At 70.3% G+C, this 21,597-nt stretch carries 20 protein-coding genes; 8 read left to right on the top strand and 12 right to left on the bottom strand.

The genetic code is table 11. The features are described from left to right. Positions 1-42: 42 nt before the first annotated feature. The 6 genes from BpN12_RS03850 to BpN12_RS03825 all read right to left on the bottom strand — a co-directional run bounded on the left by BpN12_RS03850 (position 43) and on the right by BpN12_RS03825 (position 7,516). The gene (locus BpN12_RS03850) at positions 43-1,239 is read right to left on the bottom strand and encodes an enoyl-CoA hydratase/isomerase family protein (RefSeq protein ID WP_280529126.1); all 1,197 of its coding nucleotides are present in this window, start codon (positions 1,237-1,239) and stop codon (positions 43-45) included. Beyond that, a complete protein-coding gene (locus BpN12_RS03845) occupies positions 1,236-2,030 on the bottom strand; it encodes an enoyl-CoA hydratase (RefSeq protein WP_246793991.1) in 795 nt (264 codons plus the stop codon). The genes BpN12_RS03850 and BpN12_RS03845 overlap by 4 nt, the downstream gene beginning before the upstream one ends. After that, positions 2,027-2,929 (bottom strand): 3-hydroxyisobutyrate dehydrogenase, encoded by a 903-nt coding sequence (gene mmsB, locus BpN12_RS03840; protein ID WP_246793990.1) that lies wholly within the window; start codon positions 2,927-2,929, stop codon positions 2,027-2,029. Before mmsB ends, BpN12_RS03845 begins: the two co-directional genes overlap by 4 nt. Positions 2,930-2,975: 46 nt before the next feature. After that, positions 2,976-4,505: a CoA-acylating methylmalonate-semialdehyde dehydrogenase gene (locus BpN12_RS03835; RefSeq protein ID WP_246793989.1), complete on the bottom strand. Its 1,530-nt coding sequence runs from the start codon at positions 4,503-4,505 to the stop codon at positions 2,976-2,978. Between the two features lie 83 nt (positions 4,506-4,588). Further along, positions 4,589-6,283 (bottom strand): AMP-binding protein, encoded by a 1,695-nt coding sequence (locus tag BpN12_RS03830; RefSeq protein ID WP_246793988.1) that lies wholly within the window; start codon positions 6,281-6,283, stop codon positions 4,589-4,591. A gap of 93 nt (positions 6,284-6,376) precedes the next feature. After that, the gene (locus BpN12_RS03825) at positions 6,377-7,516 is read right to left on the bottom strand and encodes an acyl-CoA dehydrogenase family protein (RefSeq protein ID WP_246793987.1); all 1,140 of its coding nucleotides are present in this window, start codon (positions 7,514-7,516) and stop codon (positions 6,377-6,379) included. A 124-nt stretch (positions 7,517-7,640) separates the two neighbouring features. Between BpN12_RS03825 and BpN12_RS03820 the strand changes: the two genes are divergently transcribed. Next, positions 7,641-8,753 (top strand): AraC family transcriptional regulator, encoded by a 1,113-nt coding sequence (locus BpN12_RS03820; protein WP_246793986.1) that lies wholly within the window; start codon positions 7,641-7,643, stop codon positions 8,751-8,753. A gap of 136 nt (positions 8,754-8,889) precedes the next feature. Here the strand turns inward: BpN12_RS03820 and BpN12_RS03815 are convergent, their stop codons facing one another. From BpN12_RS03815 to BpN12_RS03805, 3 genes are all read right to left on the bottom strand, one after another. After that, positions 8,890-9,177 carry a hypothetical protein gene (locus BpN12_RS03815; protein ID WP_246793985.1) on the bottom strand — a complete coding sequence of 96 codons (288 nt, stop codon included), beginning with the start codon at positions 9,175-9,177 and terminating at the stop codon, positions 8,890-8,892. A gap of 385 nt (positions 9,178-9,562) precedes the next feature. Next, the gene (locus tag BpN12_RS03810) at positions 9,563-10,012 is read right to left on the bottom strand and encodes a TIGR02594 family protein (protein WP_246793984.1); all 450 of its coding nucleotides are present in this window, start codon (positions 10,010-10,012) and stop codon (positions 9,563-9,565) included. Positions 10,013-10,290: 278 nt separating this feature from the next. Beyond that, positions 10,291-10,491 (bottom strand): hypothetical protein, encoded by a 201-nt coding sequence (locus BpN12_RS03805; RefSeq protein ID WP_246793983.1) that lies wholly within the window; start codon positions 10,489-10,491, stop codon positions 10,291-10,293. Here BpN12_RS03805 and BpN12_RS03800 point away from each other — a divergent pair. Next, positions 10,490-11,791 carry an NCS2 family permease gene (locus BpN12_RS03800; protein WP_246793982.1) on the top strand — a complete coding sequence of 434 codons (1,302 nt, stop codon included), beginning with the start codon at positions 10,490-10,492 and terminating at the stop codon, positions 11,789-11,791. The two genes, BpN12_RS03805 and BpN12_RS03800, sit on opposite strands and share 2 nt — an antisense overlap. 104 nt (positions 11,792-11,895) lie before the next feature. Then, positions 11,896-12,564, top strand: a complete 669-nt coding sequence (locus BpN12_RS03795; protein ID WP_246793981.1) for a transglycosylase SLT domain-containing protein — start codon at positions 11,896-11,898, stop codon at positions 12,562-12,564. Positions 12,565-12,616: 52 nt separating this feature from the next. On the opposite strand, the gene BpN12_RS03790 is transcribed toward BpN12_RS03795, so the two are convergent. Continuing rightward, positions 12,617-12,904 carry a DUF1488 family protein gene (locus BpN12_RS03790; protein ID WP_246793980.1) on the bottom strand — a complete coding sequence of 96 codons (288 nt, stop codon included), beginning with the start codon at positions 12,902-12,904 and terminating at the stop codon, positions 12,617-12,619. Positions 12,905-13,457: 553 nt separating this feature from the next. On the opposite strand from BpN12_RS03790, the gene BpN12_RS03785 reads away from it, so the two are divergent. Together BpN12_RS03785 and BpN12_RS03780 are read left to right on the top strand one after the other, a co-directional pair. Continuing rightward, the gene (locus tag BpN12_RS03785) at positions 13,458-15,452 is read left to right on the top strand and encodes a sigma-54-dependent Fis family transcriptional regulator (protein ID WP_246793979.1); all 1,995 of its coding nucleotides are present in this window, start codon (positions 13,458-13,460) and stop codon (positions 15,450-15,452) included. A gap of 79 nt (positions 15,453-15,531) precedes the next feature. Next, entirely contained in the window at positions 15,532-15,843 is a 312-nt protein-coding gene (locus tag BpN12_RS03780; RefSeq protein WP_042629320.1) for a 2Fe-2S iron-sulfur cluster-binding protein, read from the top strand. A 58-nt stretch (positions 15,844-15,901) separates the two neighbouring features. Here the strand turns inward: BpN12_RS03780 and BpN12_RS03775 are convergent, their stop codons facing one another. Then, positions 15,902-16,549, bottom strand: coding sequence for a deaminase domain-containing protein (locus BpN12_RS03775; protein WP_246793978.1), 648 nt, complete (start codon positions 16,547-16,549; stop codon positions 15,902-15,904). A gap of 247 nt (positions 16,550-16,796) precedes the next feature. On the opposite strand from BpN12_RS03775, the gene BpN12_RS03770 reads away from it, so the two are divergent. From BpN12_RS03770 to BpN12_RS03760, 3 genes are all read left to right on the top strand, one after another. Continuing rightward, on the top strand, positions 16,797-18,074 hold the full coding sequence (locus tag BpN12_RS03770; RefSeq protein ID WP_246793977.1) for an NAD(P)/FAD-dependent oxidoreductase: 1,278 nt from the start codon (positions 16,797-16,799) through the stop codon (positions 18,072-18,074). Positions 18,075-18,856: 782 nt separating this feature from the next. Beyond that, the gene (locus BpN12_RS03765; RefSeq protein WP_246793976.1) at positions 18,857-19,147 is read left to right on the top strand and encodes a DUF3331 domain-containing protein; all 291 of its coding nucleotides are present in this window, start codon (positions 18,857-18,859) and stop codon (positions 19,145-19,147) included. Between the two features lie 488 nt (positions 19,148-19,635). Further along, positions 19,636-19,941: a DUF4148 domain-containing protein gene (locus BpN12_RS03760; RefSeq protein WP_042627440.1), complete on the top strand. Its 306-nt coding sequence runs from the start codon at positions 19,636-19,638 to the stop codon at positions 19,939-19,941. A 505-nt stretch (positions 19,942-20,446) separates the two neighbouring features. Here BpN12_RS03760 and BpN12_RS03755 read toward each other — a convergent pair. Further along, complete coding sequence (locus BpN12_RS03755; protein ID WP_246793975.1) at positions 20,447-21,568, bottom strand: NADH:flavin oxidoreductase; 1,122 nt, start codon at positions 21,566-21,568, stop codon at positions 20,447-20,449. Between the last annotated feature and the right edge of the window lie 29 nt (positions 21,569-21,597).

Below are 21,597 nucleotides of genomic sequence, written 5' to 3'. Positions count from 1 at the left end.
GCCGATACGAAAGTCGTGGTATTACCCGGCTCCGGCGCCGCGTCAGTCCTGCCCCAGATCGGCGAGCGGATGCGCGTCGAGCTTCCACGGCGAGGACAGGAAGTGCCGCACGCGTTCGCTGCGCACCTCGGCGAGCGAGGCGGGCGCCCAGCGCGGCCGGCGATCCTTGTCGACCAGGTGCGCGCGCACGCCCTCGACGAAATCGCCGTCCTCGATCGCGCGCGTGCCGATCGCCAGTTCCATCCGGAACGACTCCGCGAGCGTCATCTGCCGGCCGCGCAGCAGCGCGTCGCGCGTGACCACCAGCATCGTCGGCGAGTGGCCGAGCAGCGCGTCGAGCGTGGCCTGCAGCCATTGCCGGTATTCGCGGCTGATGTCCTCGCGGTCCAGGTCGTGGCGCAGCGTGGCGACGATGCGCTCGATCCCCGAGCGCCGGTCGAAGTGGCGCACGATCCACGGCAGCTGGCCGTCCAGCACCGCGTGCGGGACGATGTTGCAGGGCGGCTCGAACACCGCGCGCAGTGCGCTCGAGACGTCGCCCGCCGCCCAGTCGATGCGCTCGAGCCGCTGCTCGAAGGTGTCGAGCCACGAGGCCGGCACGCACAGGTCGGCGAGCCGCGCGACCAGCGCGTCGGCGCCCGACAGCGTGACGCCGGTCAGCCCGATGTAGAGCGCGAGCTCGATCGGCAGCGCCGACAGGAAATGGGTGGCGCCCACGTCGGGCACGAAGCCGATGCGCGTCTCGGGCATCGCGATCTTGCTGCGCTCGGTCGCCACGCGCAGCGCGGCGCCCTGCGCGAGCCCCATGCCGCCGCCCATCGTGATGCCGTCCATCAGCGCGACGAGCGGCTTGGCGAACGTGTGCAGCGCGTAGTCGAGCCGGTACTCGTCGACGAAGAAGCCGAGCCAGTCGCGCGAGCCGGCCTTCGCGCCGTGATAGAGCGCGCGCACGTCGCCGCCCGCGCAGAAGCCCTTGCCGCCGGCGCCGCGCAGCACCACGGCGACGATCTCGTCGTCGCCGCGGCAGCGCTCCACCAGCACCGCCAGCTCGCGCACCATCGCGTGCGAGAGCGCGTTCAGCGCGGCCGGACGATCGAGCGTGATCACGGCGACGCGGTTGACCACGCGCATCGTCACGTCGGGTCCGGACGGCGCCTCGGCCTGCGCGGCGGCCTGGCCCGCGCCCGGGTTCGACGGCGGCGCGCCGGCGTCGGCCGACGCCCTCGGCAGCGTGCTCATCGCGTCTCTCCCTGGCCGCCGGCGCTCCAGTCCGGGCGCCGCTTGCCGAAGAACGCGGCCACGCCCTCGCGCGGCTCGCCGGTCTCGAACAGGTCGACGAAGCGCTCGCGCTCGATCGCCACCGCCGCGTCGAACGGCACGCCGTTGCGCGCCAGCCCGATCAGCCGCTTGCTTGACGCCACCGCGTGCGGCGCGAGCCCGGCCACGCGGCGCGCCAGCGCGAGCGCCGCGTCGCGCGCGCCGCCCGTCTCCACCACGTCCTCGACGAGGCCGATCCGCAGCGCGGTCTCGGCGTTCACGCGCTCGCCGGCCAGCACGATGCGCTTGGCCCAGCCCTCGCCGACCAGCGCCGGCAGCGTCTGGGTGCCGAGCCCGCACGGCAGCAGGCCGATCGACGGCTCGGGCAGCGCCATCTGCGCGTGCTGCTCGGCGATCCGCATGTCGCAGGCCAGCGCGCATTCGAGCCCGCCGCCCATCGCATAGCCGTTGATCGCGGCGATCGTCACGCAGCGCGCGGCGCGCAGCTTCGCGAATGCGGCGCCGAAGCGGGCCGCCATCTCGCGCGCCACGGCGCGGTCGCCGCTCGCGAAGGTGTCGAGATCGGCGCCGCCGCTGAAGAATTTCGGGCCGGCGCCGGTCACCACCAGCGCACGCACGCGCGGCGCGGCGTCGAGCTGCGCCACGGTGCGTTCGAGCGCGGCGAGGCCGTCGGCGCTGAACGCATTGGCGGGCGGCCGGGACAGGGTGACGAGCGCGATCGCGCCGTCGTCGTGTTCGCTCAGTTCGATCATCGCGGGGTCTCGTTCACAGGTTGCTGGTAGAGGCGGATCACCGCCGAAAAGTCGAGCTTGCCGTCGCCGCGGCTGCTCAGCGTCTGGTAGAGCTGCTGCGCGAGCGCGCCGAGATAGACGGGCTGGCGCGCCTGTTTCGCGGCGTCGCCGGCCAGGCCCAGGTCCTTCAGCATCAGGTCGGTGCCGAAGCCGCCGGTGTAGCCACGCGAGGCCGGCGCGGTCTCGATCACGCCCGGGTAGGGGTTGTAGGTGTCGGCGCTCCAGCAGCGCCCGGTGGAGGTGCTGAGGATGCCGCCGAGCACCTTCGGGTCGATGCCGAGCGCGGCGCCGAGCGCCATCGATTCGGCCACGCCCGCCATCGAGACGCCGAGCACGAGGTTGTTGCAGATCTTCGCGACCTGCCCCATCCCCACCGCGCCGCAATGCACGAGGTTCTTGCCCATCGCGCGCAGCACCGGGCCGACCCGCTCGAAATCGGCCGCGGGGCCGCCCACCATGAAGGTCAGCGTGCCGGCCGCCGCGCCGCCCGTGCCGCCCGACACCGGCGCGTCCACGAACGCGCCGCCGCGCGCGCGCACCAGCTCGCCGAACGCCTGCGCGCTGGCCGGATCGATGGTGCTCGAATCGATCACCGTCGCGCCGGGCGCGAGGCCGGCCAGCACGCCGTCGGCGGCCGTCAGCGCGGCACGCACGTGGGCCGCCGCCGGCAGCATGGTGATCACGAACGCGGCATCGGCGGCCGCCTCGCGCGCCGTGTGCGCCAGCGTGGCGCCGCCGTCGGCCACCAGCCGCAGCGCGTCGGCGTTCAGGTCGAACGCATGTACCTCGTGGCCGGCCTTCACGAGGTTCAGCGCCATCGGCGCCCCCATGTGGCCGAGGCCGATAAATCCGATCTTCATCGTGCGTCTCCGGGTTGGTTGGTCGTGAGGCTAGCGGCGCGCGCCGTCAGCCGAGCCGGATCGTGGTGTTGACCGCGCCGGCCGTCGCGTCGTCGTCGAACCAGCGCGCCGTCACGGTCTTGGTCTGGGTGTAGAACTGCACCACCTGCTTGCCGTAGGGGCCGAGGTCGCCGAGCTTCGAGCCGCGCGAGCCGGTGAAGCTGAAGTACGGCACCGGCACCGGGATCGGGATGTTGATGCCGACCTGGCCGATGTCGATCTCGCTCTGGAACTTGCGCGCCGCCGCGCCGCTCTGCGTGAACAGCCCCACGCCGTTGCCGAACGGGTTCGCGTTGACGAGCGCGATCGCCTCGTCGAGCGTGGCCGCCGTCAGCACCACCAGCACCGGCCCGAAGATCTCCTGCGTGTAGATCGACATGTCGGTGGTGACGTCGCTGAAGATGGTCGGGCCGACGAAGTTGCCGTGCTCGTAGCCCGCCACCGTCACGTCGCGGCCGTCCAGCGCGAGCGTCGCGCCGGCCGCGATGCCTTCCTCGATCAGCGACAGCACGCGCGCCCTGGCGGCCTTCGAGACCAGCGGGCCGACGTCGGTGCCGGCCTCCACGCCCGCGTTCACCTTCAGCGTCCTGGCCTTGGCGACGAGATCCGGCAGCCACTCGCGCGCGGCGCCCACCAGCACCACCGCCGAGGTGGCCATGCAGCGCTGGCCGGCCGCGCCGAAGCCGGCGCCGGCCAGCGCGTTGAGGGTCTGCTCGCGGTTCGCGTCGGGCAGCACCACCGCGTGGTTCTTCGCACCCATCATCGACTGCACGCGCTTGCCGTGCTCGCTGCCGAGCCGGTACACGTGGGTGCCCACGGCGGTCGAGCCGACGAACGAGATCGCCTTGACGAGCGGATGCGTGCAGATCGCGTCCACCACCTGCTTGCCGCCGTGGACCACGTTGAGCACGCCCTTCGGCACGCCGGCCTCGATCGCGAGCTTGACCAGTTCCATGGTGGAGAGCGGATCCTGCTCGGACGGCTTCAGCACGAAGGTGTTGCCGCAGACCAGCGCCATCGGGAACATCCAGAGCGGGATCATGGCGGGGAAGTTGAACGGCGTGATGCCGGCGCACACGCCGAGCGGCTGGCGCAGCGTGTAGGTGTCGACGCTGCCGGCCACGTTCTCGGCGAACTCGCCGAGCTGGAGCGTGCCGATCGAGCAGGCATGCTCGACCACTTCGAGCCCGCGGAAGATGTCGCCCTCGGCGTCGGGCAGCGTCTTGCCCTGTTCGGCGGTCAGCACGGCCGCGATGCGGGTCTGGTTCGCGCGGATCAGCTCCTGGTACTTGAGCATGATGCGCATGCGCGCGCCGATCGGGGTGGTCTTCCACTTCGCGAACGCCGCGTGCGCGGCGCGGGCGGCCGCGTCGACCTCGTCGACGGTGGCGAACGGCACGCGCGCGAGCACCTCCTGCGTGGCGGGATTGACGATGTCGCGCCACTCGCTCGTGCTCGACTCGACGAATTCGCCGTCGATCAGCAGCGGGACGGTCGGCACGGCTTGCGCGGCTCGGGGCAGCGGCGTTGCATTCATGGTTCGGCTCTCCTTGAAGGCCGCCGCGTCGCGCGCGGCCGGCCGGTGACTCGGAACCGCGCGCCGCGGCGCGCGGCAATCGATTACGACTGGCTCGGGAAATCCTCTTCCCAGTACTCGTCGGGCATGCGCGCGGCCGGATCGGCGTCGCGCTCGATCTCGCGGCGCCGCAGCTCCACGCGGCGGATCTTTCCCGAGATGGTCTTCGGCAGCTCCGCGAACTGCAGGCGGCGGATCCGCTTGTACGGCGCGAGCTTCTCGCGCGAGAAGCGGAAGATGTCGCGCGCGAGCGCCTCGCCCGGCTCGAAGCCGGCGCGCAGCGTGATGAAGGTCTTCGGCACCGCGAGCCGCAGCGGATCGGGACTCGGCACCACGGCCGCCTCGGCGATCGCCTCGTGCTCGATCAGCACGCTCTCGAGTTCGAACGGACTCAGCCGATAGTCGGACGACTTGAACACGTCGTCGGCGCGGCCGATGTAGAGGTAGTAGCCATCGTCGCGGCGCAGCGCGATGTCGGAGGTGCGGTAGTGGCCGTCGCGCATCGCCCAGGCGGTGGCGTCGGCGTGGTTCGCGTAGCGCGTCATCAGCCCGCCGGGGCGCTCGTCGTCGAGCGGCAGCGCGATCTCGCCCTCCGCCACCGGCGCGCCGTCGGGATCGAGCAGCGCGATCCGGTAGCCCGGCATCGGCCGCCCCATCGAACCGGCCACCACCGGCTGGCCCGGCGAGTTGCCGATCAGGCAGGTGGTTTCGGTCTGGCCGTAGCCGTCGCGGATCGTGACGCCCCAGGCGCGCCGCACGCGCTCGATGATCTCGGGATTGAGCGGCTCGCCCGCGCCGATGATCTCGCGCAGCTTGACCGCGTAGGACGCGAGCGGCTGCTGCACCAGCATGCGCCAGACCGTGGGCGGCGCGCACAGCGTGGTCACGCCGTAGCGCACCAGCGCCTCGAGCGCCTGCTGCGGATCGAAGCGCGAGTAGTTGAACGCGAACACGCAGGCGCCGGCGTTCCAGGGCGCGAACAAGCAGCTCCAGGCGTGCTTGGCCCAGCCCGGCGAGCTGATGTTCCAGTGGATGTCGCCGGGCTGCAGCCCGATCCAGTACATCGTCGAGAGGCTGCCGACCGGGTAGGTGAAGTGCGTGTGCTCGACCAGCTTCGGCTTCGAGGTGGTGCCTGACGTGAAGTAGAGCAGCAGCGTGTCGTGGACGTGGGTGGGCGCGTCGGGCGTGAATGCGGCGTCGGCCGCGTAGCCGTCCTCGTAGCGCAGCCAGCCGGCACGCTCGCCGCCCACGATCAGCCGCGCGAGATCGACGCCGGCCTGGTCGAACTTCTCGGCCTCGGCCGCGTCGACCACGGCGAAGCGCGCCTCGCCGACCATCACGCGATCGCGGATGTCTTCGGCCGACAGCTGCGTGGTGGCCGGCAGCACCACGGCGCCGAGCTTCATCGCGGCGAGCATGGTCTCCCACAGCTCGACGCGGTTCGGCAGCATCAGCAGGATGCGGTCGCCGCGGCCCACGCCAAGCACGCGCAGGTGGTTCGCGATCCGCGAGGACTGCTCCGACATGCGCGCGAACGACACCGGTTCGCCCTCGCCGGTGACGGCGTCGACGATCCACAGCGCGGGGCTCGCGTTGCCGCGCGCCATCACGTCGAAATGGTCGAGTGCCCAGTTGAACGTGTCCAGCTGCGGCCAGCGAAACTCGCGGTACGCCGTGTCGTAGTCGGTGCGGTGCCGCAGCAGGAAATCGCGGGCATCGAGGAAAGCCTGCGCCGTCATCGTCTCGTCTCCTTCCATCTCGCGCAGCGTGTGATCGTGCGTCGTGTGGGGGTGATCATAACGCCGGGCGGCCGCGCGCGGCGCCGCGGCACCTCATGCCAGCAGCTGCCGCGCGATCACCATGCGCTGCACTTCGCTCGTGCCTTCGTAGATCTGCGTGATGCGCGCGTCGCGGTAATGACGCTCCACCTCGTAGTCGGCCAGGTAGCCGTAGCCGCCGTGGATCTGGATCGCGGCGGTGCAGACCCTCTCCGACATCTCGGAGGCGAACAGCTTGGCCTGCGAGGCTTCCGACAGGCACGGCAGGCCCGCCGTGCGCAGCCGCGCGGCGTGGTGCACGAGCAGGCGCGCCGCGTTCAGCTCGGTGGCCATGTCGGCGAGCTTCTCGGCGATCGCCTGATGCTCGGCGATCGGCTTGCCGAACTGGGTGCGCTCGGCCGCGTAGCGGCGCGCCTTGTCGAACGCCGCGCGCGCGATGCCCACCGCCTGCGCGGCGATGCCGATGCGCCCGCCCTCGAGGTTCGACAGCGCGATCTTGAGGCCCTCGCCGCGCGCGCCGAGCAGGTTCTCCTCGGGGATCTCGCAGTGTTCGAGCGTGATCGGGCAGGTGTCCGAGGCGCGGATGCCGAGCTTCTTCTCGGGCTTGCCGACCTGGAAGCCCGGCGTGTCGGTGGGCACGATGAAGGCCGACAGGCCGCGCTTGCCCTGCTCGGGATCGGTCATGGCAAAAACGATCGCCACCGCGGCGCGCGACGCGTTCGAGATGAACTGCTTGCTGCCGTCGAGCACCCAGCGGCCGTCCTTCAGCACCGCGCGCGTGCGCAGGTTGTTGGCCTCCGAGCCGGCCTGCGGCTCGGTCAGGCAGAACGAACCGATCATGCGGCCCGAGGCCAGCCCGCGCAGCCAGCGATCGCGCTGCGCGTCGGTGCCGTAGCTGAGGATCGGGCCGCAGCAGACCGAGTTCTGCACGCTCATCAGCGTCGCGCACGAGGCGCAGCCGGCCGCGATTTCCTCCACCGCGAGCGCATAGGCGATGTAGTCGGTATAGGAGCCTTCCCACTCGGACGGCACCACCATGCCGAGCAGCCCGAGTTCGCCGAGCTGCGCGACCACGCTGTCGGGCAGCGCGCCGTCCTGGTCCCATTGCGCCGCGTTCGGCGCCAGCACTTCGGTGGAAAAATCCCGGACCGTATCGCGGATCATTCGCTGGTCTTCGGTATAGAGCGCATCCATGGCGGGCGTGTCTCCTGTCGGCGGCCCGGCGCCGCCATCGTGGGGCGGCGCGGCCTGATCGTTCGTGGCGCGGGTGCGCGGTGCTGCGATCCCGTCAGTGTAGGCAAGCGCGCGCGCCGTATCGATGCTCGCCGCACTCAATTACAATGATCGTTTTTGCCATACCGCGCTCGCGTCCGCGATCGCGCACCGCCACGCCGAGCCCCGCATGAAAGCCACCGACAAGGGAACCGTTTCCGCCCGCCTCGTCGAGACGAGCCTCGCGCTGGCGCACCGGCGCGGCGCCGATCGCGACCGGCTGCTCGCGCAGGCCGGCATCGCGGCGCCAGGGCTCGCGGCGCCCGACGCGCACGTGAGCGCGCGCCAGTACGGCGCGCTCTGGAATGCGATCGCACGCACGCTCGACGACGAGTTCTTCGGCCAGGATTCGCACCCGATGCGCAGCGGCACGTTCGTCGCGATGAGCCAGGCGGCGCTCGGCTCGCGCACCGGGCTCGGCGCACTGGCGCGCGCGATCGGCGTGATGCGCGGCGTGCTCGACGACCTGCACGCCGAACTCGACGCCGACGCCACGCGCGTGCGCCTGCGCTTCGTGCATCGCGAGCCCGCCGCCGCGCCGCCCGCGTTTACCTACGCCACCTATTTCATCCTCGTCTACGGGCTCACCTGCTGGCTGACCGGGCGCCGCATCCCGGTGCTGAGCGCGTGCCTGCGCAGCGCCGCGCCCGACGTCCCGCGCGACTATCGGCAGATCTTCTGCGACGACCTGCGCTTCGGCGAGGCCCACTCGCACGTCGATTTCGATCCGGCCTTCGCGACGCTGCCGGTGGTGCAGACGCCCGCCTCGCTGAAGACGTTCCTGCGCAACGCGCCGGGCAACTTCATCGTCAAGTACCGCAATCCCGATTCGCTGGCGAGCCGCGTGCGCGCGATGCTGCGCGCACTGCCGCCCGGTGACTGGCCCGACGCGGCCGGGCTGGCCGCGCGGCTGCACGTGGCCGAGGCGACGCTGCGGCGCAAGCTGCGCCACGAGGGGGCGTCGTATCAGGACATCAAGGATGCGTTGCGCTACGAGATCGCCTGCGAGGCGCTGGCCGATCCGGCGCTGACCGTGGCCGACGTGGCGACGGCCGCCGGCTTCGCGGAACCGAGCGCGTTCTACCGCGCGTTTCGCGGCTGGAGCGGACTGAGCCCGGCCGCGTGGCGCGAGCGGGAGACGGCGGCGGGACGCGGCTGAGCACGCGAGGAAAGCGCACGGCAGGACGCGCGCGGCTTGGGCGGTTGGAACCTCGGTAAGCGCTAAGCGGCACCTGCCGGCGCGGCACGTCCGCGATCGGACGGGCGCCGCGGCAGGCGCATCGCGGAGGCGACGCTCAGGTGCTGGTCGCGAGACGCGGGCCGTTCTGGCCGCGCGAGGACGGCGCGGCGGCGGGCGCCGCCGGCACCACGGACGTCGCGGCCACCCACGGCTCGATGCCCTGCTTCTGCACTTCTTCCAGGAACGAGACGCGCGTGCGCCAGTAATCGGACTGCAGCTTCGCGTCGATCACGCGCTGCTCGGCGGCGAACAGCTCCATGCGGGCCGTGACGAGCATCGAGCCGGCGGTTTTCTCGGGAGTGGGGGCTTGCCGCATTGCCCAACGACTGATCCAGTTCAACATGCTGACCTCCGTATCGACCGATGAATCGGAATGCGATGCCGGACCGCGCGGGTCCGGCGACTTACGGTTCTGCAAGCTGCGCGCTGTGTCGTGCCCGGGCCATCGAATGGTTCGACCCACGGTTCCATCCTAGAGTCCCGACCTCGTTTCGGCGATAGCACCTTGCAATCTTTTACATCCGGAACCCGATTTTTTCCGGGCGCCGGTTCGGCGAACCGCTCGCCGTCCTGCCTGCAAAGCCCCGTGGGGCGGCGCTGTACGAGCTTGGGCGGGGCTGCTGGATGCGGCACCGACATCTAAGAGGTGGCAGGAAGCATGCCAGGCGCGCCGCCGCTGCGTTGCACAAGCGCGGTGCAAGCTTCACGCGATGCTCGCGGCCCGGCGTTCACGAGCCCGGACGCACCGCCTGCGGGGCCGGCCAGCGGTAGCCGAGCAGCTGCGAGGCGTCGTAGGCCAGCTCGCGCACCGTGTCGAGCTGATTGCCGCCGAACAGCACGATGGCCTCGCCCTCATGGCGCAGATAGAAGCCGACATGGCCTTGCCAGCCGTCCGGCGCGCCGCGCGTCAGCACGACGATGCAGCCATGCACCGGCACGTCGAGCGGCCGGCCCCAGTCGAGCCACGAGCGCGCCAGCGCCGAGCCGGTGCCGCTGAACCCGGCCCGCGCCAGACACCAGTTGACGAACGACGAACACCACGCGACCGTGTCGTCGTAGCCGGCCAGACCGGCTGCGCCGTGGTATTCGACGATGCGCGGATTGCCGTGGCCCGGGCCGCCGCGCGCGACGCCGGCCTCCGCGAACGCGACCGGCATCCAGGGCGCGAGCGGCGTCATGCGGCGCGCCTCGCGCCGGCCGCGCGCGATCGATGCATGCGCAACGAGCGCCGAATCGAACGGCGGATTGATATTGATATCGCGGACAGCGGCGCGGCGCACGGTTCGGGTTGGCTCGGCATGATCTCGTGGCTTTTTTGGCGACTTATCGTAGTTGGATGGTAGTTGGATGCCGGCTCGGCTGGCAGGCCACGCGCAACACCGGCCCGCGGCGCTATCGTAGCGGTTCGGACGGCGCGCCGGTAGCAGCGTGCCGGGCGGCGCCGGCCTGCGCCGCATCAAGCGAACGCGGCGGCGGGCGCGACGCGGGGCAGCGCAACCGATAGGCGTGCGATCGCGCTGCGTTTACAATCCAGCCGCGCAATCCAGCCGCGCCACCGCCCTGCTTCGGATCCGAGGCCGTACCCGAAGCCGGTGGCCACGCACCACACACGAACGACGTCGCGCACCACGACCAACGACCGGAGAATGCCCTTCATGGACTCGATCAAACGGTATTTCGGCTTCGCCGAGGCCGGCACCGACCTGCGCACGGAGTTGCTCGCGGGCGTCACCACGTTCCTGACGATGGCCTACATCATCTTCGTGAACCCGGCGATCCTCGGCGACGCGGGCATGCCGAAGGAATCCGTGTTCGTCGCGACCTGCCTGGTGGCGGCGCTCGCCTCGCTGATCATGGGCCTCTACGCGAACTACCCGGTGGCCTGCGCGCCCGGCATGGGCCTGAACGCCTACTTCGCCTACGCGGTGGTCAAGGGCATGGGCTTCACCTGGCAGGCCGCGCTCGGCGCCGTGTTCATCTCGGGCTGCCTGTTCCTGGTGGTCACGCTGTTCCGCGTGCGCGAGGCGATCATCAACGGCATCCCGAAGACGCTGCGCGTGGCGATCACGGCCGGCATCGGCCTGTTCCTCGGCATCATCTCGCTGAAGACGGCCGGCGTGATCGTCGGCAGCCCGGCCACGCTCGTCACGCTCGGCAACCTGCACGCGCCCACCACGATCCTCGCCATCATCGGCTTCTTCACGATCGTCACGCTCGACGCGCTGCGCGTGCGCGGCGCGATCCTGATCGGCATCGTGGCGGTGACCGTGCTGTCGTTCTTCTTCGGCGGCAACCAGTTCCACGGCATCGTCTCCGCGCCGCCGTCGATCTCGCCCACGCTGTTCCAGCTCGACATCCATGCCGCGCTCGCCACCGGCGTGATCAACGTGATCCTGGTGTTCTTCCTGGTCGAGCTGTTCGACGCCACCGGCACGCTGATGGGCGTGGCCAACCGCGCGGGCCTGCTGGTGGACGGCAAGATGCATCGCCTGAACCGCGCGCTGCTGGCCGACAGCACCGCGATCGTGGCGGGCTCGGTGCTCGGCACCTCGTCGACCACCGCCTACATCGAAAGCGCCTCGGGCGTGCAGGCGGGCGGCCGCACCGGCATGACCGCGGTGACCGTGGCCGTGCTGTTCCTCGCCTGCCTGTTCATCGCGCCGCTGGCCGGCGTGGTGCCCGCCTATGCCACCGCGCCGGCACTGCTCTACGTGTCGTGCCTGATGCTGCGCGACATGGTGGACGTGCCGTGGGACGACGCCACCGAGGCCGTGCCCGCCGCGCTGACCGCGCTGCTGATGCCGTTCACCTATTCGATCGCCAACGGCGTGGCGTTCGGCTTCATCGCCTATGCCGGGCTCAAGCTGCTGACGGGCCGCCTGAAGGAAGTGAAGGCGGTGGTCTGGATCATCGCGATCGTGTTCCTGTTCCGCTACTTCTATCTGGGCGCCGACTGAGCCGCGCCGCCGGTCCGGACCGCGCCGTGCCGGTGCCGCGTTCGTCGTCCGTGCCGGCCCCGGGGTGGCTATACTATGCGCCCCGGTTGCGTTTCCCGAGACCCATGCGGCGCGTCCCCTGTTCGATCGTTCTCCTGCTCGTCTGCGCCTGCGCGGCGCCCGCTGCGTTCGCGGCGCTGGCCGATGCCGCCGCGCCCGTGCCTGCCGTCGCGGCATCGGCCACTGCATCGGATGCCATCGCCTCCGCGCCGCTCGCGCAGGCCGGCGCGCCGGCCAGGGGGCCGGTATCCACTTACCTGATCCGCAAGTTCGGCGTCGCGAAGCAGAAGGCCGAGCAGATCTCCGACGCCGTCTCGCTGGCCGCCGCGAAGTATTCGCTGCCGCCCGCCGTGCTGCTCGCGATCATCTCGATCGAATCGCGCTTTCGCGAGAAGGCGAAGGGCGCGAACGGCGCCACCGGGCTCATGCAGGTCGTGCCGTCCGTGCATCGCGGGCTGCTGCGCAACGTGAAGGATCTGACCGAGCCCACCGCCAACATCAACGCCGGCTCCGCGATCCTCTACGGCTACATGCAGGCCGCCAACGGCGACCTCGACACCGCCATGCGCCGCTACGGCGGCTCGCGGGCCTATGCGCAGAAGATCCGGCTGCGCGCCGAGGAGTTCGACAAGGACTTGCGGCCCGCCGTGCTGAACATACCCGACACGCCCGCCGCCTCCGACGCGGACCCGGGCGACCGGCGCGCGGCGATCTCGCGTTCGCGCGCGAAGTAAGCCGCGAAGCAGGCCCTGAAGCAGGCCGCCCGTGCCGGCCGGGCCAGCGCCGTCAATCCAGATTCGCCTCGTAGAACCTCACGTAGCCGCTGCGCAGCGTCACGCAGCGCGCCCGCGTGTCGGCGAGCAGCCGCCGGGCGGCGGCCTCGATGCGCGGCCGGTGTGTCGAGAACGCGCCCACCATGTCCTCGAAGCGCGGCGAGGCCGCGCCGAAATGCGCTTCGAGCGCCTCGGCCGTGATCTGGCACTGCACCCGTTCGCCATCGACCAGCGCCGTGAAGGCCAGCGTCAGTTCGCGCCCCGAATAGGCGGGAGCTTCGTTCGGGAAGTGGATCTGCATGGGTGCCGCCTTTGCCGTGACGAGAATGCAAACGGCCGCGCACACCGCTCGCGGCCTTGTCGGCCCGGTGTGCGCGGGACGGCCGGCGGGCGGCGCGCGCGGGCATGATCGCGCGGCCGGCGGCACCGGTTGTCTTCACTGTAGACGCTTTCGCCACGCACGCAAGGCGCGAAAAAAAATGAACCGGCGCGCCGCCGGAGGTGCCGTGCAAGCGTCGGGTTTTCTGCAAGCCCCCATGAAATGGCGGCTCGCGCGCCGTGCGCCGCCATGCGCAACGCCGGCATGTTGCGATGCGCAAGACGCGTTGCCCGAAGCCGCGAATACCGGCATGGGCGACGCGCGGGCGACGCCGCGGACCCACGGGCCACGGCCGGCGCTGCCAGAACACGGCCCACGCGCACGGCCCACGCGCGATGACTTTGGCCGATGCGCTCCCTCGCGGAATTGCGGTCGCGCGCGGCGCCGCGCGCTTGTATCATGACGCGTGCCGACGCGGGCGCTCCCGCGCCGAGCCACAATCGGAGTGCCGCCCACGGCTCCCCTGGAGACAGACATGCCGCAATCCACCGTGCTGCCCGCCGCCGACAACCGTCTCGACCTGCTCGCGCAGGCCCATGCGCGTTCGGCATCGGGCGGCCTGCGCGCCTCCGACCGCCCCGATTACGCACCGCTCTCGCCGCGCGCGATGCGCGAGCTGATCGACGGCAGCCGCTCGCTCTACACGCACGCGCGGCCCGTGATGGAAGCGCTGCACGCGCAGATCGCCGATACCCAGAGTCTGGTACTCCTGACCGATCACGACGGCATGATCCTGCACAGCATCGGCGACGCCGATTTCGTCGAGAAGGCGAACCGCGTGGCGCTGCGCCCCGGTGCGTCGTGGGCCGAGGGCGCGCGCGGCACCAATGCGATCGGCACCGCGCTGGTCGCGAACCAGGCAGTCACCGTGCATGGCGACGAGCATTTCCTGCGCGCGAACCATGTGCTGTCGTGTTCGTGCGTGCCGATCGCCGACCCGTTCGGCCGCCTGCTCGGCGCGCTCGACGTGAGCGGCGACCCGCGCGGCTTCGGCCCGCACACGCTCGCGCTCGTCAGGATGTCGGCGCAACTGATCGAGAACCACCTGTTCGCGAACGCCTGCGACGCCGCCCTGCGGGTGCGTTTCCACACGCACGCCGAGTTCGTCGATTCGCTGTTCGGCGGGCTCGTGGCGTTCCAGTCCGACGGCACGCTGCTGGCCGCGAACCGCAGCGCGCAGTTCCAGTTCGGCGCGACGCTCGACGCGCTGCAGGATCAAGGCTGCAACGCGCTGTTCGGCGTGCCGTTCGCGCGGCTCGCCGACCACGCCGCGCGCGACGCCGGCACGACGCTGCCGCTCACGCTCGCCACCGGCGTGCGCGTGTTCGCGCGCTGCGAGTATGCCGACTCGCCTCGTGCGGACTCCCCCCGTGCCGACGCGCCCCGCACCGGTGGCGCCGCGCGGCCGGCCGCGCCGGCGGCACGCCCGGCCGACACCGCGCCCACCCCGCCCGATGCCGGCGACGCCAACCCCGAGACGATCACGTTCGCCACGCTCGACACCGGCGACGCGCGGCTGGCCGCGGTCCTGCAGCGAGTCGGCAAGATTCGCGGACGCGATCTGCCGGTGCTGATCCTCGGCGAGACCGGCACCGGCAAGGAGTGGCTCGCGCGGGCACTGCATCATGCCTCGCCGCGCCGCGACGGGCCGTTCGTGGCCGTCAACTGCGCCGCGCTGCCCGATTCGCTGATCGAGGCCGAACTGTTCGGCTACGAGGACGGCGCGTTCACGGGCGCGCGGCGGCGCGGCAACCCGGGCCGGATCGTGCAGGCCGACGGCGGCACGCTGTTCCTCGACGAGATCGGCGACATGCCGCTCGCGCAGCAGGTGCGGCTGATGCGGGTGCTGCAGGAGCGCGCCGTGGTACCGCTCGGCGGCGGCCGGGCATTGCCGGTGGACATCCGGGTGGTGTGCGCCACGCACCGCGACCTGCGCGCGATGATCGCCGAACAGACGTTTCGCGAGGATCTCTACTATCGCATCAACGGGCTCGCCGTCACGCTGCCGGCGCTCGCGCAGCGCAGCGACCAGCCCGAGCTGGTGCGGCGCATGCTGGCCCGGCTCGCGCGCGGCGAGACGCTGCCGACGCGCGTGTCCGACGCCGTCCACGAGGCGTTCGCGCGCTGCCGCTGGCCCGGCAATCTGCGCCAGATGGCGAACGTGCTGCGCACCGCCGGCATGCTGGCCGACGACGCGCCCGAGATCGGCATCGAGCATTTGCCTGACGACTTCTGGCTCGATTGCCCCGGTGGACGCGCCGGCGAAACCGGCGCCACGCCGCATGCCGCCGCTTCCACATCGCCCGCCTCCACGTCACCCGCCGCCACCACGCTCGACGCGCACCAGGCCTCGCTGATCGACAGCACGCTCGCTCGCCATCACGGCAACGTGTCGGCCGCCGCGCGCGAGCTCGGGCTCGCGCGCAACACCGTCTACCGGCACCTGCGGCGGCGACGCGGCGAGGCCTGAGCCCCGAGGACAGCAGGCGCTTCGGGTATGCTGGCGGTCCCGCCGCCCTGCCCGGCACCATCCGTTGCCCCGCCCGCCGATGACCGCAGAAGCATCCGAACGCACCTACCGCGTCCGCGTCGAGCCGCTCGGCGCGAGCTTCGACGCGCCCGATTCGCTGTCGCTGCTCGAGGCCGCCGGCTTCGAGGGCGTGTCGCTGCCTCGCTCGTGCCGCAACGGCACCTGTCGCACCTGCCTGTGCCGGCTGCGCGAGGGCAGCGTGCGGTATCGGATCGAATGGCCCGGAGTCAGCGCGCAGGAGAAGCGCGAGGGGTGGATCCTGCCTTGCGTGGCGGTGGCGGAATCGGATCTCGTGATCGAGTACGAGGGGATGGAGGCGTTCTCGCGGTAGCGGGCCGCCCGGTCCGAAAATCAGGCCGGGCCGGGCGTGCGCGCCATCGACCCGCCACTCAGATCAGTTGCAGCGTCGCCCGATTCGTGGCGGCGAGCGGCGCGAAATTACCCGTCGACTGATTCCCCGGCTTGAGGTGATAGACCCTCAGATAAACGCCGCCATTGCCGTTGAGAAATCCATCGAGCACGCCGACGCACGATTTGCAGGGCGGCAGTTCCGTCAGCAGGTGCCAGACGCCGGAAGAGAGATGGCGCCGGTCGATTTCACGCTGCACGTAGTTCGCGAGCAGGTACTCGGAGTCATAGATTCTCCGTGCCGTGGCCGCCGGATAATATTCGTCGACCAGCGACGCGCTCTCCCCCTCGACCGGCTTGATCTCGTGCTCGTAAATGACGTAGCCGAGCGGATTGTCATCGTCGTCGGTGCCGGTGACCGCGTTCGTGACGATGGTGCAGCCCTCGGCGAAATCATCCCGCACCCCCTCCCGGATCGCGTCGTAGATCATGAAGCTCGCGCCGAACACGCGCTCGCCGAATACGTCGGCGCCAAACGAATACGGCGCATCCGGCGGCTGCGCGAAGCTGGTCGTCTCGTCGGGAACGAATCGGAACACGCCGATGTTGCCGGGGAATGCCGCATTGGCCGGAATGTATTGCCGGAAGCGAGCGAGGTCGGCGTTCAGGATCGAAGCGATCGTGTCCAAGTTCCGGCACTCCGTGGTCGGTTGGGATGGCATGGCGACATCGTTGTCGCGTCGGCTGCCACCGCATCATCGCATCACACGATGGACAACGGTACGCCGCCCATGCCGGGATCCGCGAGCGTGACGCATTCGCCCGCCGCCTTCCATCGAACGCCACGGGCGACCCAATCCGGGCCATCATCCTTTTGTCCGGCGCGCGAATCGGCGAGAATCCCCTTTCCACTCCCTCTTCGCCTCGCTCACGCCCATGGATTTCGACGTCATCGTCCTCGGCGCCGGCATCGTCGGCGTCAGCGTTGCAGTGCATCTCCAGGATCGCGGCCGGCGCGTCGCGCTCGTCGATCGCCAGGCGCCCGGCCTCGGCACGAGTTTCGGCAACGCGGGGCTGATCGAGCGTTCGTCGGTGATGCCCTACGCGTTCCCGCGCAGCCCCGGCGCGCTGCTGCGCTACGCGGCGAACCAGGCCACCGCGCTGTACTGGCATCCGCCCTCGCTGCCGTCGTTCGCGCCGTGGCTGCTGCGCTTTTGGCACGAATCGGCGCCGGCGCGCCACGCCGCGGCCGCACGCGACATGCGTCCGCTGATCGAGCGCAGCGTGATCGAGCACGACGCACTGACGGCACGCAGCGCCGAAGCGGCCGCCCTGGTGCAGGCGAGCGGCTGGATCGAGGCGTTCCGCTCGCCGCGCGCGTTCGAGCGGGGCGCAGCGCAGGCGGCCGCGCTGGCCCGCTCGCACGGCCTGCGCTACACGGCGCTCGACGCCGCCGCGCTGCGCGCGCAGCAGCCCTCGCTGCGCGACGGCTTCGCGGGCGGCATCCACTGGCTCGATCCGAAGGCGGTGTCGAACCCGGGCGCGCTGGTCGGCGCCTATGCATCGTTGTGTACGCAACTGGGCGGCACGCTGCTGACCGGCGACGCGACCACGCTCGCCCCGATCGGCGCCGCCCGGGACAGCGGCGGCAACAGCGGCTGGCGCGTGCGGACCGACCACGGCGAGGCGAGCGCGCGCGACGTCGTGATTGCACTCGGCCCGTGGTCCGACGCCGTGTTTGCCCGCTTCGGCTACCGCATTCCGCTGCGCGACAAGCGCGGCTATCACATGCACTACGCGCCGCCTCCGGACAAGCCGGGCCTCTCGGCACCCGTCATCGACATCGAGGAAGGCTACGCGATCGCACCGATGCAGCGCGGCCTGCGGCTGACCACCGGCGTCGAACTCGCCGCGCGCTCGCTGCCGCCCACCGGCATCCAGCTCGCGCGCGCCGAGCGCATCGCGCGGCCCACCTTCGGCCTGGGCGAGCGGCTCGACCCGGCGCCGTGGTTCGGCATGCGGCCCTGCACGCCCGACATGCGCCCGGTGCTCGGCGCCGCGCCGCGGCACCCGGGCATGTGGTTCGCATTCGGCCACAATCACCACGGCCTGACGCTCGGCCCGATCACGGGGCGGCTGCTCGCACAGGCGATCTGCGGCGAACCTCCCGACATCGATCTCGCACCGTTCGACGCGCGCCGCTTCGAATGCTGAGCGTATCGCCCTCGTGACGCTTGCCGGCCGTGCCGACATCGGCGCGACCGGCAACACGCTCCTCAGCTTTCCTATCTTTCGATTCCGCCTGGTGCGATTCACGGCGGAACCGGCGCCCGTCTCCCGGCACCGCGCGCCGCGGAAAACAACGGGCAAACAGACACGCCTGCCGATCCACGCCGGCACCGCCCCACCGCTTCCTGACAAAATTGCCATCTGCGCGTCACGCTCCCATCGGCTTGCGCATTGCATCATGACGCCTGTCCGGAGCAGTTCGGCCGGCGGTGCGAAACGGGCCTCAGGTCCGCCGCCCGCAGGCCGCCTTGCAGCTGCCGGCCATGACGAGCGTATCCGTCACGGCGCGCTGCAAGCCGGACAGGTGCATGACCTCGCCAGGCGGCCGAGGCAGGCGGGCGGAATCGACCGAATCCGCTCCCGCCCGTCGGCCGCGCGAGGCAGGACCGGCACCGACCGTCTCCAAGGGCGAGCGACTTCAAACACGGTCCTCACCCCAGATGCCTATGCGAGTAAGGCGTCTGCCGTGCGGCTCGCTCCTTTTCAACCCCGGATCCCCTCCGGGGTTTTTTCTTTGCGCGGCCGCGCGAAACGCCTCGATTGTTTCTGAATCGACAAAATGTAATTCGATCCAGACAGGATGTTTTTTCTTGCCGTGGGCGCTTACATTTAGCCCCAGATTCTTATTGGAAACCGCTACGGAATCGACAAAACGCAGTTGCAAATACTGCCTAGGCCGATACCGCACGAGCTTTGGGAAACGGCAAATGAAGTCCTCCAAATCAATGCCTGCGCTCGACTCCGACGATGTTCACGTCGAAATCCTCGAGCGCTCCGACACGTTGCTCGTCGTCCGCTGGGTCGAACCCGGCCGCTGCCACTACGGCGAGCAACGCTGGCGCCGGCGCTTCGCGCAACGCACCGGCACCTGCGCGCTGTCGCGCCAGGTGATCCAGCGCGGCGAGGAAGTGTTCCGCCCCGCCGAGCGCCCGGCCCCGGCCAACGCCAGCGCGATGATCTCCGCGGCACAGGTGCTCGGCCTGCAGGGCGGCAAGTAGGCCCCGTGACGACGCCGCGAGGATTCGCGGCGTTTTTCGTTGCACGCGGCGCCCTCGCGCGAGCGCGGCGGTGCCGCCGCGAACGCCTTGCACACGGCCGCTCGTGCCTGCCGGGGCGTGCCATGGGCGGTCCCGGCATCGGACTGCCGGACGCGCTTCCCTGACCCATCGTTAGCCATCACGGCCGCGCCGTCGCGTGCGCTCCGCGCGGATCTCCCAACCCGTCCGCTTCCTTCGACTCCCCCGCTCAAGCGGCGCCATGCCACTGGCGCACCGCATCCAGTGTTTCCGCTCCTCCCGCGTTTCGAATCTCAGTGTTGCACAAAGCGCATTCTTCCGATCATTGCTGCGCCGCGATTTTATCGATTTAAGCAACGATCTATGATCAAAACTAGTATTTACCCTAGGTCATCGGGCGACTACGATTCAGATCAACCGCTGACGACAAAGAGTCGCAGCGACAAACCAGACAAGATACGGAGGTCACCATGAAGTCGCTCATTACCGCAGTCGTTGCCGCAACCGCCCTGACCGCTTCGTTCGCCGCGTTCGCGCAAACGAACCAGCCGGTGACCCGCGCCCAGGTTCGCGCGGAACTGGTCCAGCTCGAGAAGGCCGGCTACCACCCGGGCGTCGCCAGCCCGTACTATCCGGATGACATCCAGGCAGCCGAAGCCCGCGTGGCCGGCCGTGACACCAGCGGCTACGGTCCGCAGGCAGCCCCGACGGTCCGTTCGGGCAGCCCGGGCGCCCCGGCACCGGTCGCCCACGATTCGATCTACTACGGTCATTGATCGGCGAGGCTGCCCCAGCGGCAGCGTCGTCAGGCGGTGAGCCCTCGCGGGCTCACGCGCCGTTTGCAGGCCCCAAACCTCCGCCGCCCCGTCAGGGACGGCTTAGCCCGGGCGCCTGGCGCCCGGGCCTTTTTTCGATCCAGGCGCAAACCGGAATAGCGGATGTCACGATCGAAACAGGCAAATAAATAGCGCGCGTTGCAACGCAGTGTTTCACGCAACGCGCTAATCCCGTGGATATGAATCAAGCCGCGGGATTGCAAAAAAACGGCGCGGCCTCTTACGAGGTCGCGCCGTTTTTTATTGGCTTGCCGATAACGACGCTTCGGACAATTCGTAATCGGCATTGCCACGCCGGTGCATGAACTTCATTGTGATATTCAATACCGGATGCATTCACGCCAATTGGCGATATCGGACTCGATTATTCGGATTTCCATGCGAATGAGCGCCCCCGGGGCCGCCTGCCCGCGCGGCCCGGGTGCGATTCGGCAGGGAGGCCGCGTCAGGCCAGCTGCTTCAGCGTGGCCGGATCGAAGTCGCGCAGGCCGGCCGTGTCGCCGGAACGGATCTTCTCGACCCACAGCGCGTCGCTGAGGATCGCGCGGCCCACCGCGATCAGGTCGAACTCGTCGCGCTCCATGCGCTCGACCAGGTTCGCGAGGCTCGCGGGCGCCGAGCGTTCGCCGTTGAAGGTGCTGAGCACGTCGCCCGACAGGCCCACCGAGCCCACGCTGATGGTGGCCGCGCCCGTGAGCTTCTTCGCCCAGCCCGCGAAATTGAGGCCGTGCTCGCCGTCGATCTCGGGGAACTCGGCTTCCCAGAAGCGCCGCTGCGAGCAATGCAGCACGTCCGCGCCCGCCTCGACGAGCGGCGCGAGCCATGCCGTTATCTCGTCGGGCGTGGTGGCGAGCCGCGCCGCGTAATCCTGCTGCTTCCACTGGCTGAGCCGCAGGATCACCGGCGTATTGGCGCCCACCGCCGCGCGCACGGCCTTCACCACTTCCACCGCGAAGCGCGAGCGCTCGCGGATCGACGCGCCGCCGAACGCATCGGTGCGCGTGTTGGTGCCGCTCCAGAAGAACTGGTCGAGCAGATAGCCGTGCGCGCCGTGGATCTCCACGGTGTCGAAGCCGAGCCGCTTCGCATCGGCCGCGGCCTTGCCGAACGCGGCGATGGCGTCGGCGATGTCGGCGTCGCTCATCGTTTTGCCGCGCGGCGTGCCCGGAGCGGCGAGACCCGACGGGCTCTCGATGCCGTCGCCCGGCGTCCACTCGGTCAGGAAGCTCTTCACCGAGCCGACGTGCCAGAGCTGCGGCGCCATCCGGCCGCCCGCCGCGTGGACGCCGTCGATCACGCGCTGCCAGCCCTGCAGCGCGCCGTCGCCATGGAAGAACGGAATGCCGGGATCGTTGCGCGAGGCCGGACGATCGATCGCCGTGCCCTCGGAAATGATCAGGCCGACGCCGGCCTGCGCGCGGCGCGCGTAATAGCTGGCCACATCCTCGCCGGGAATGCCTTCCGGCGAGAACGAGCGCGTCATCGGCGCCATCACGATCCGGTTTTTCAGGCTCAGTTGCTTCAGTTGGAACGGCTGGAACAGCACGTCGGTATGAGACGACATCATCGGCGCAATCCTCTTCGTTTTTGGGGCGA

Source organism: Burkholderia perseverans, from assembly GCF_022870505.1.
Classification (GTDB): Bacteria; Pseudomonadota; Gammaproteobacteria; order Burkholderiales; family Burkholderiaceae; genus Burkholderia; species Burkholderia plantarii.
The sequence above is the reverse complement of the archived record's forward strand: the minus strand, read 5'-3'. Positions and strand labels throughout refer to the sequence as shown.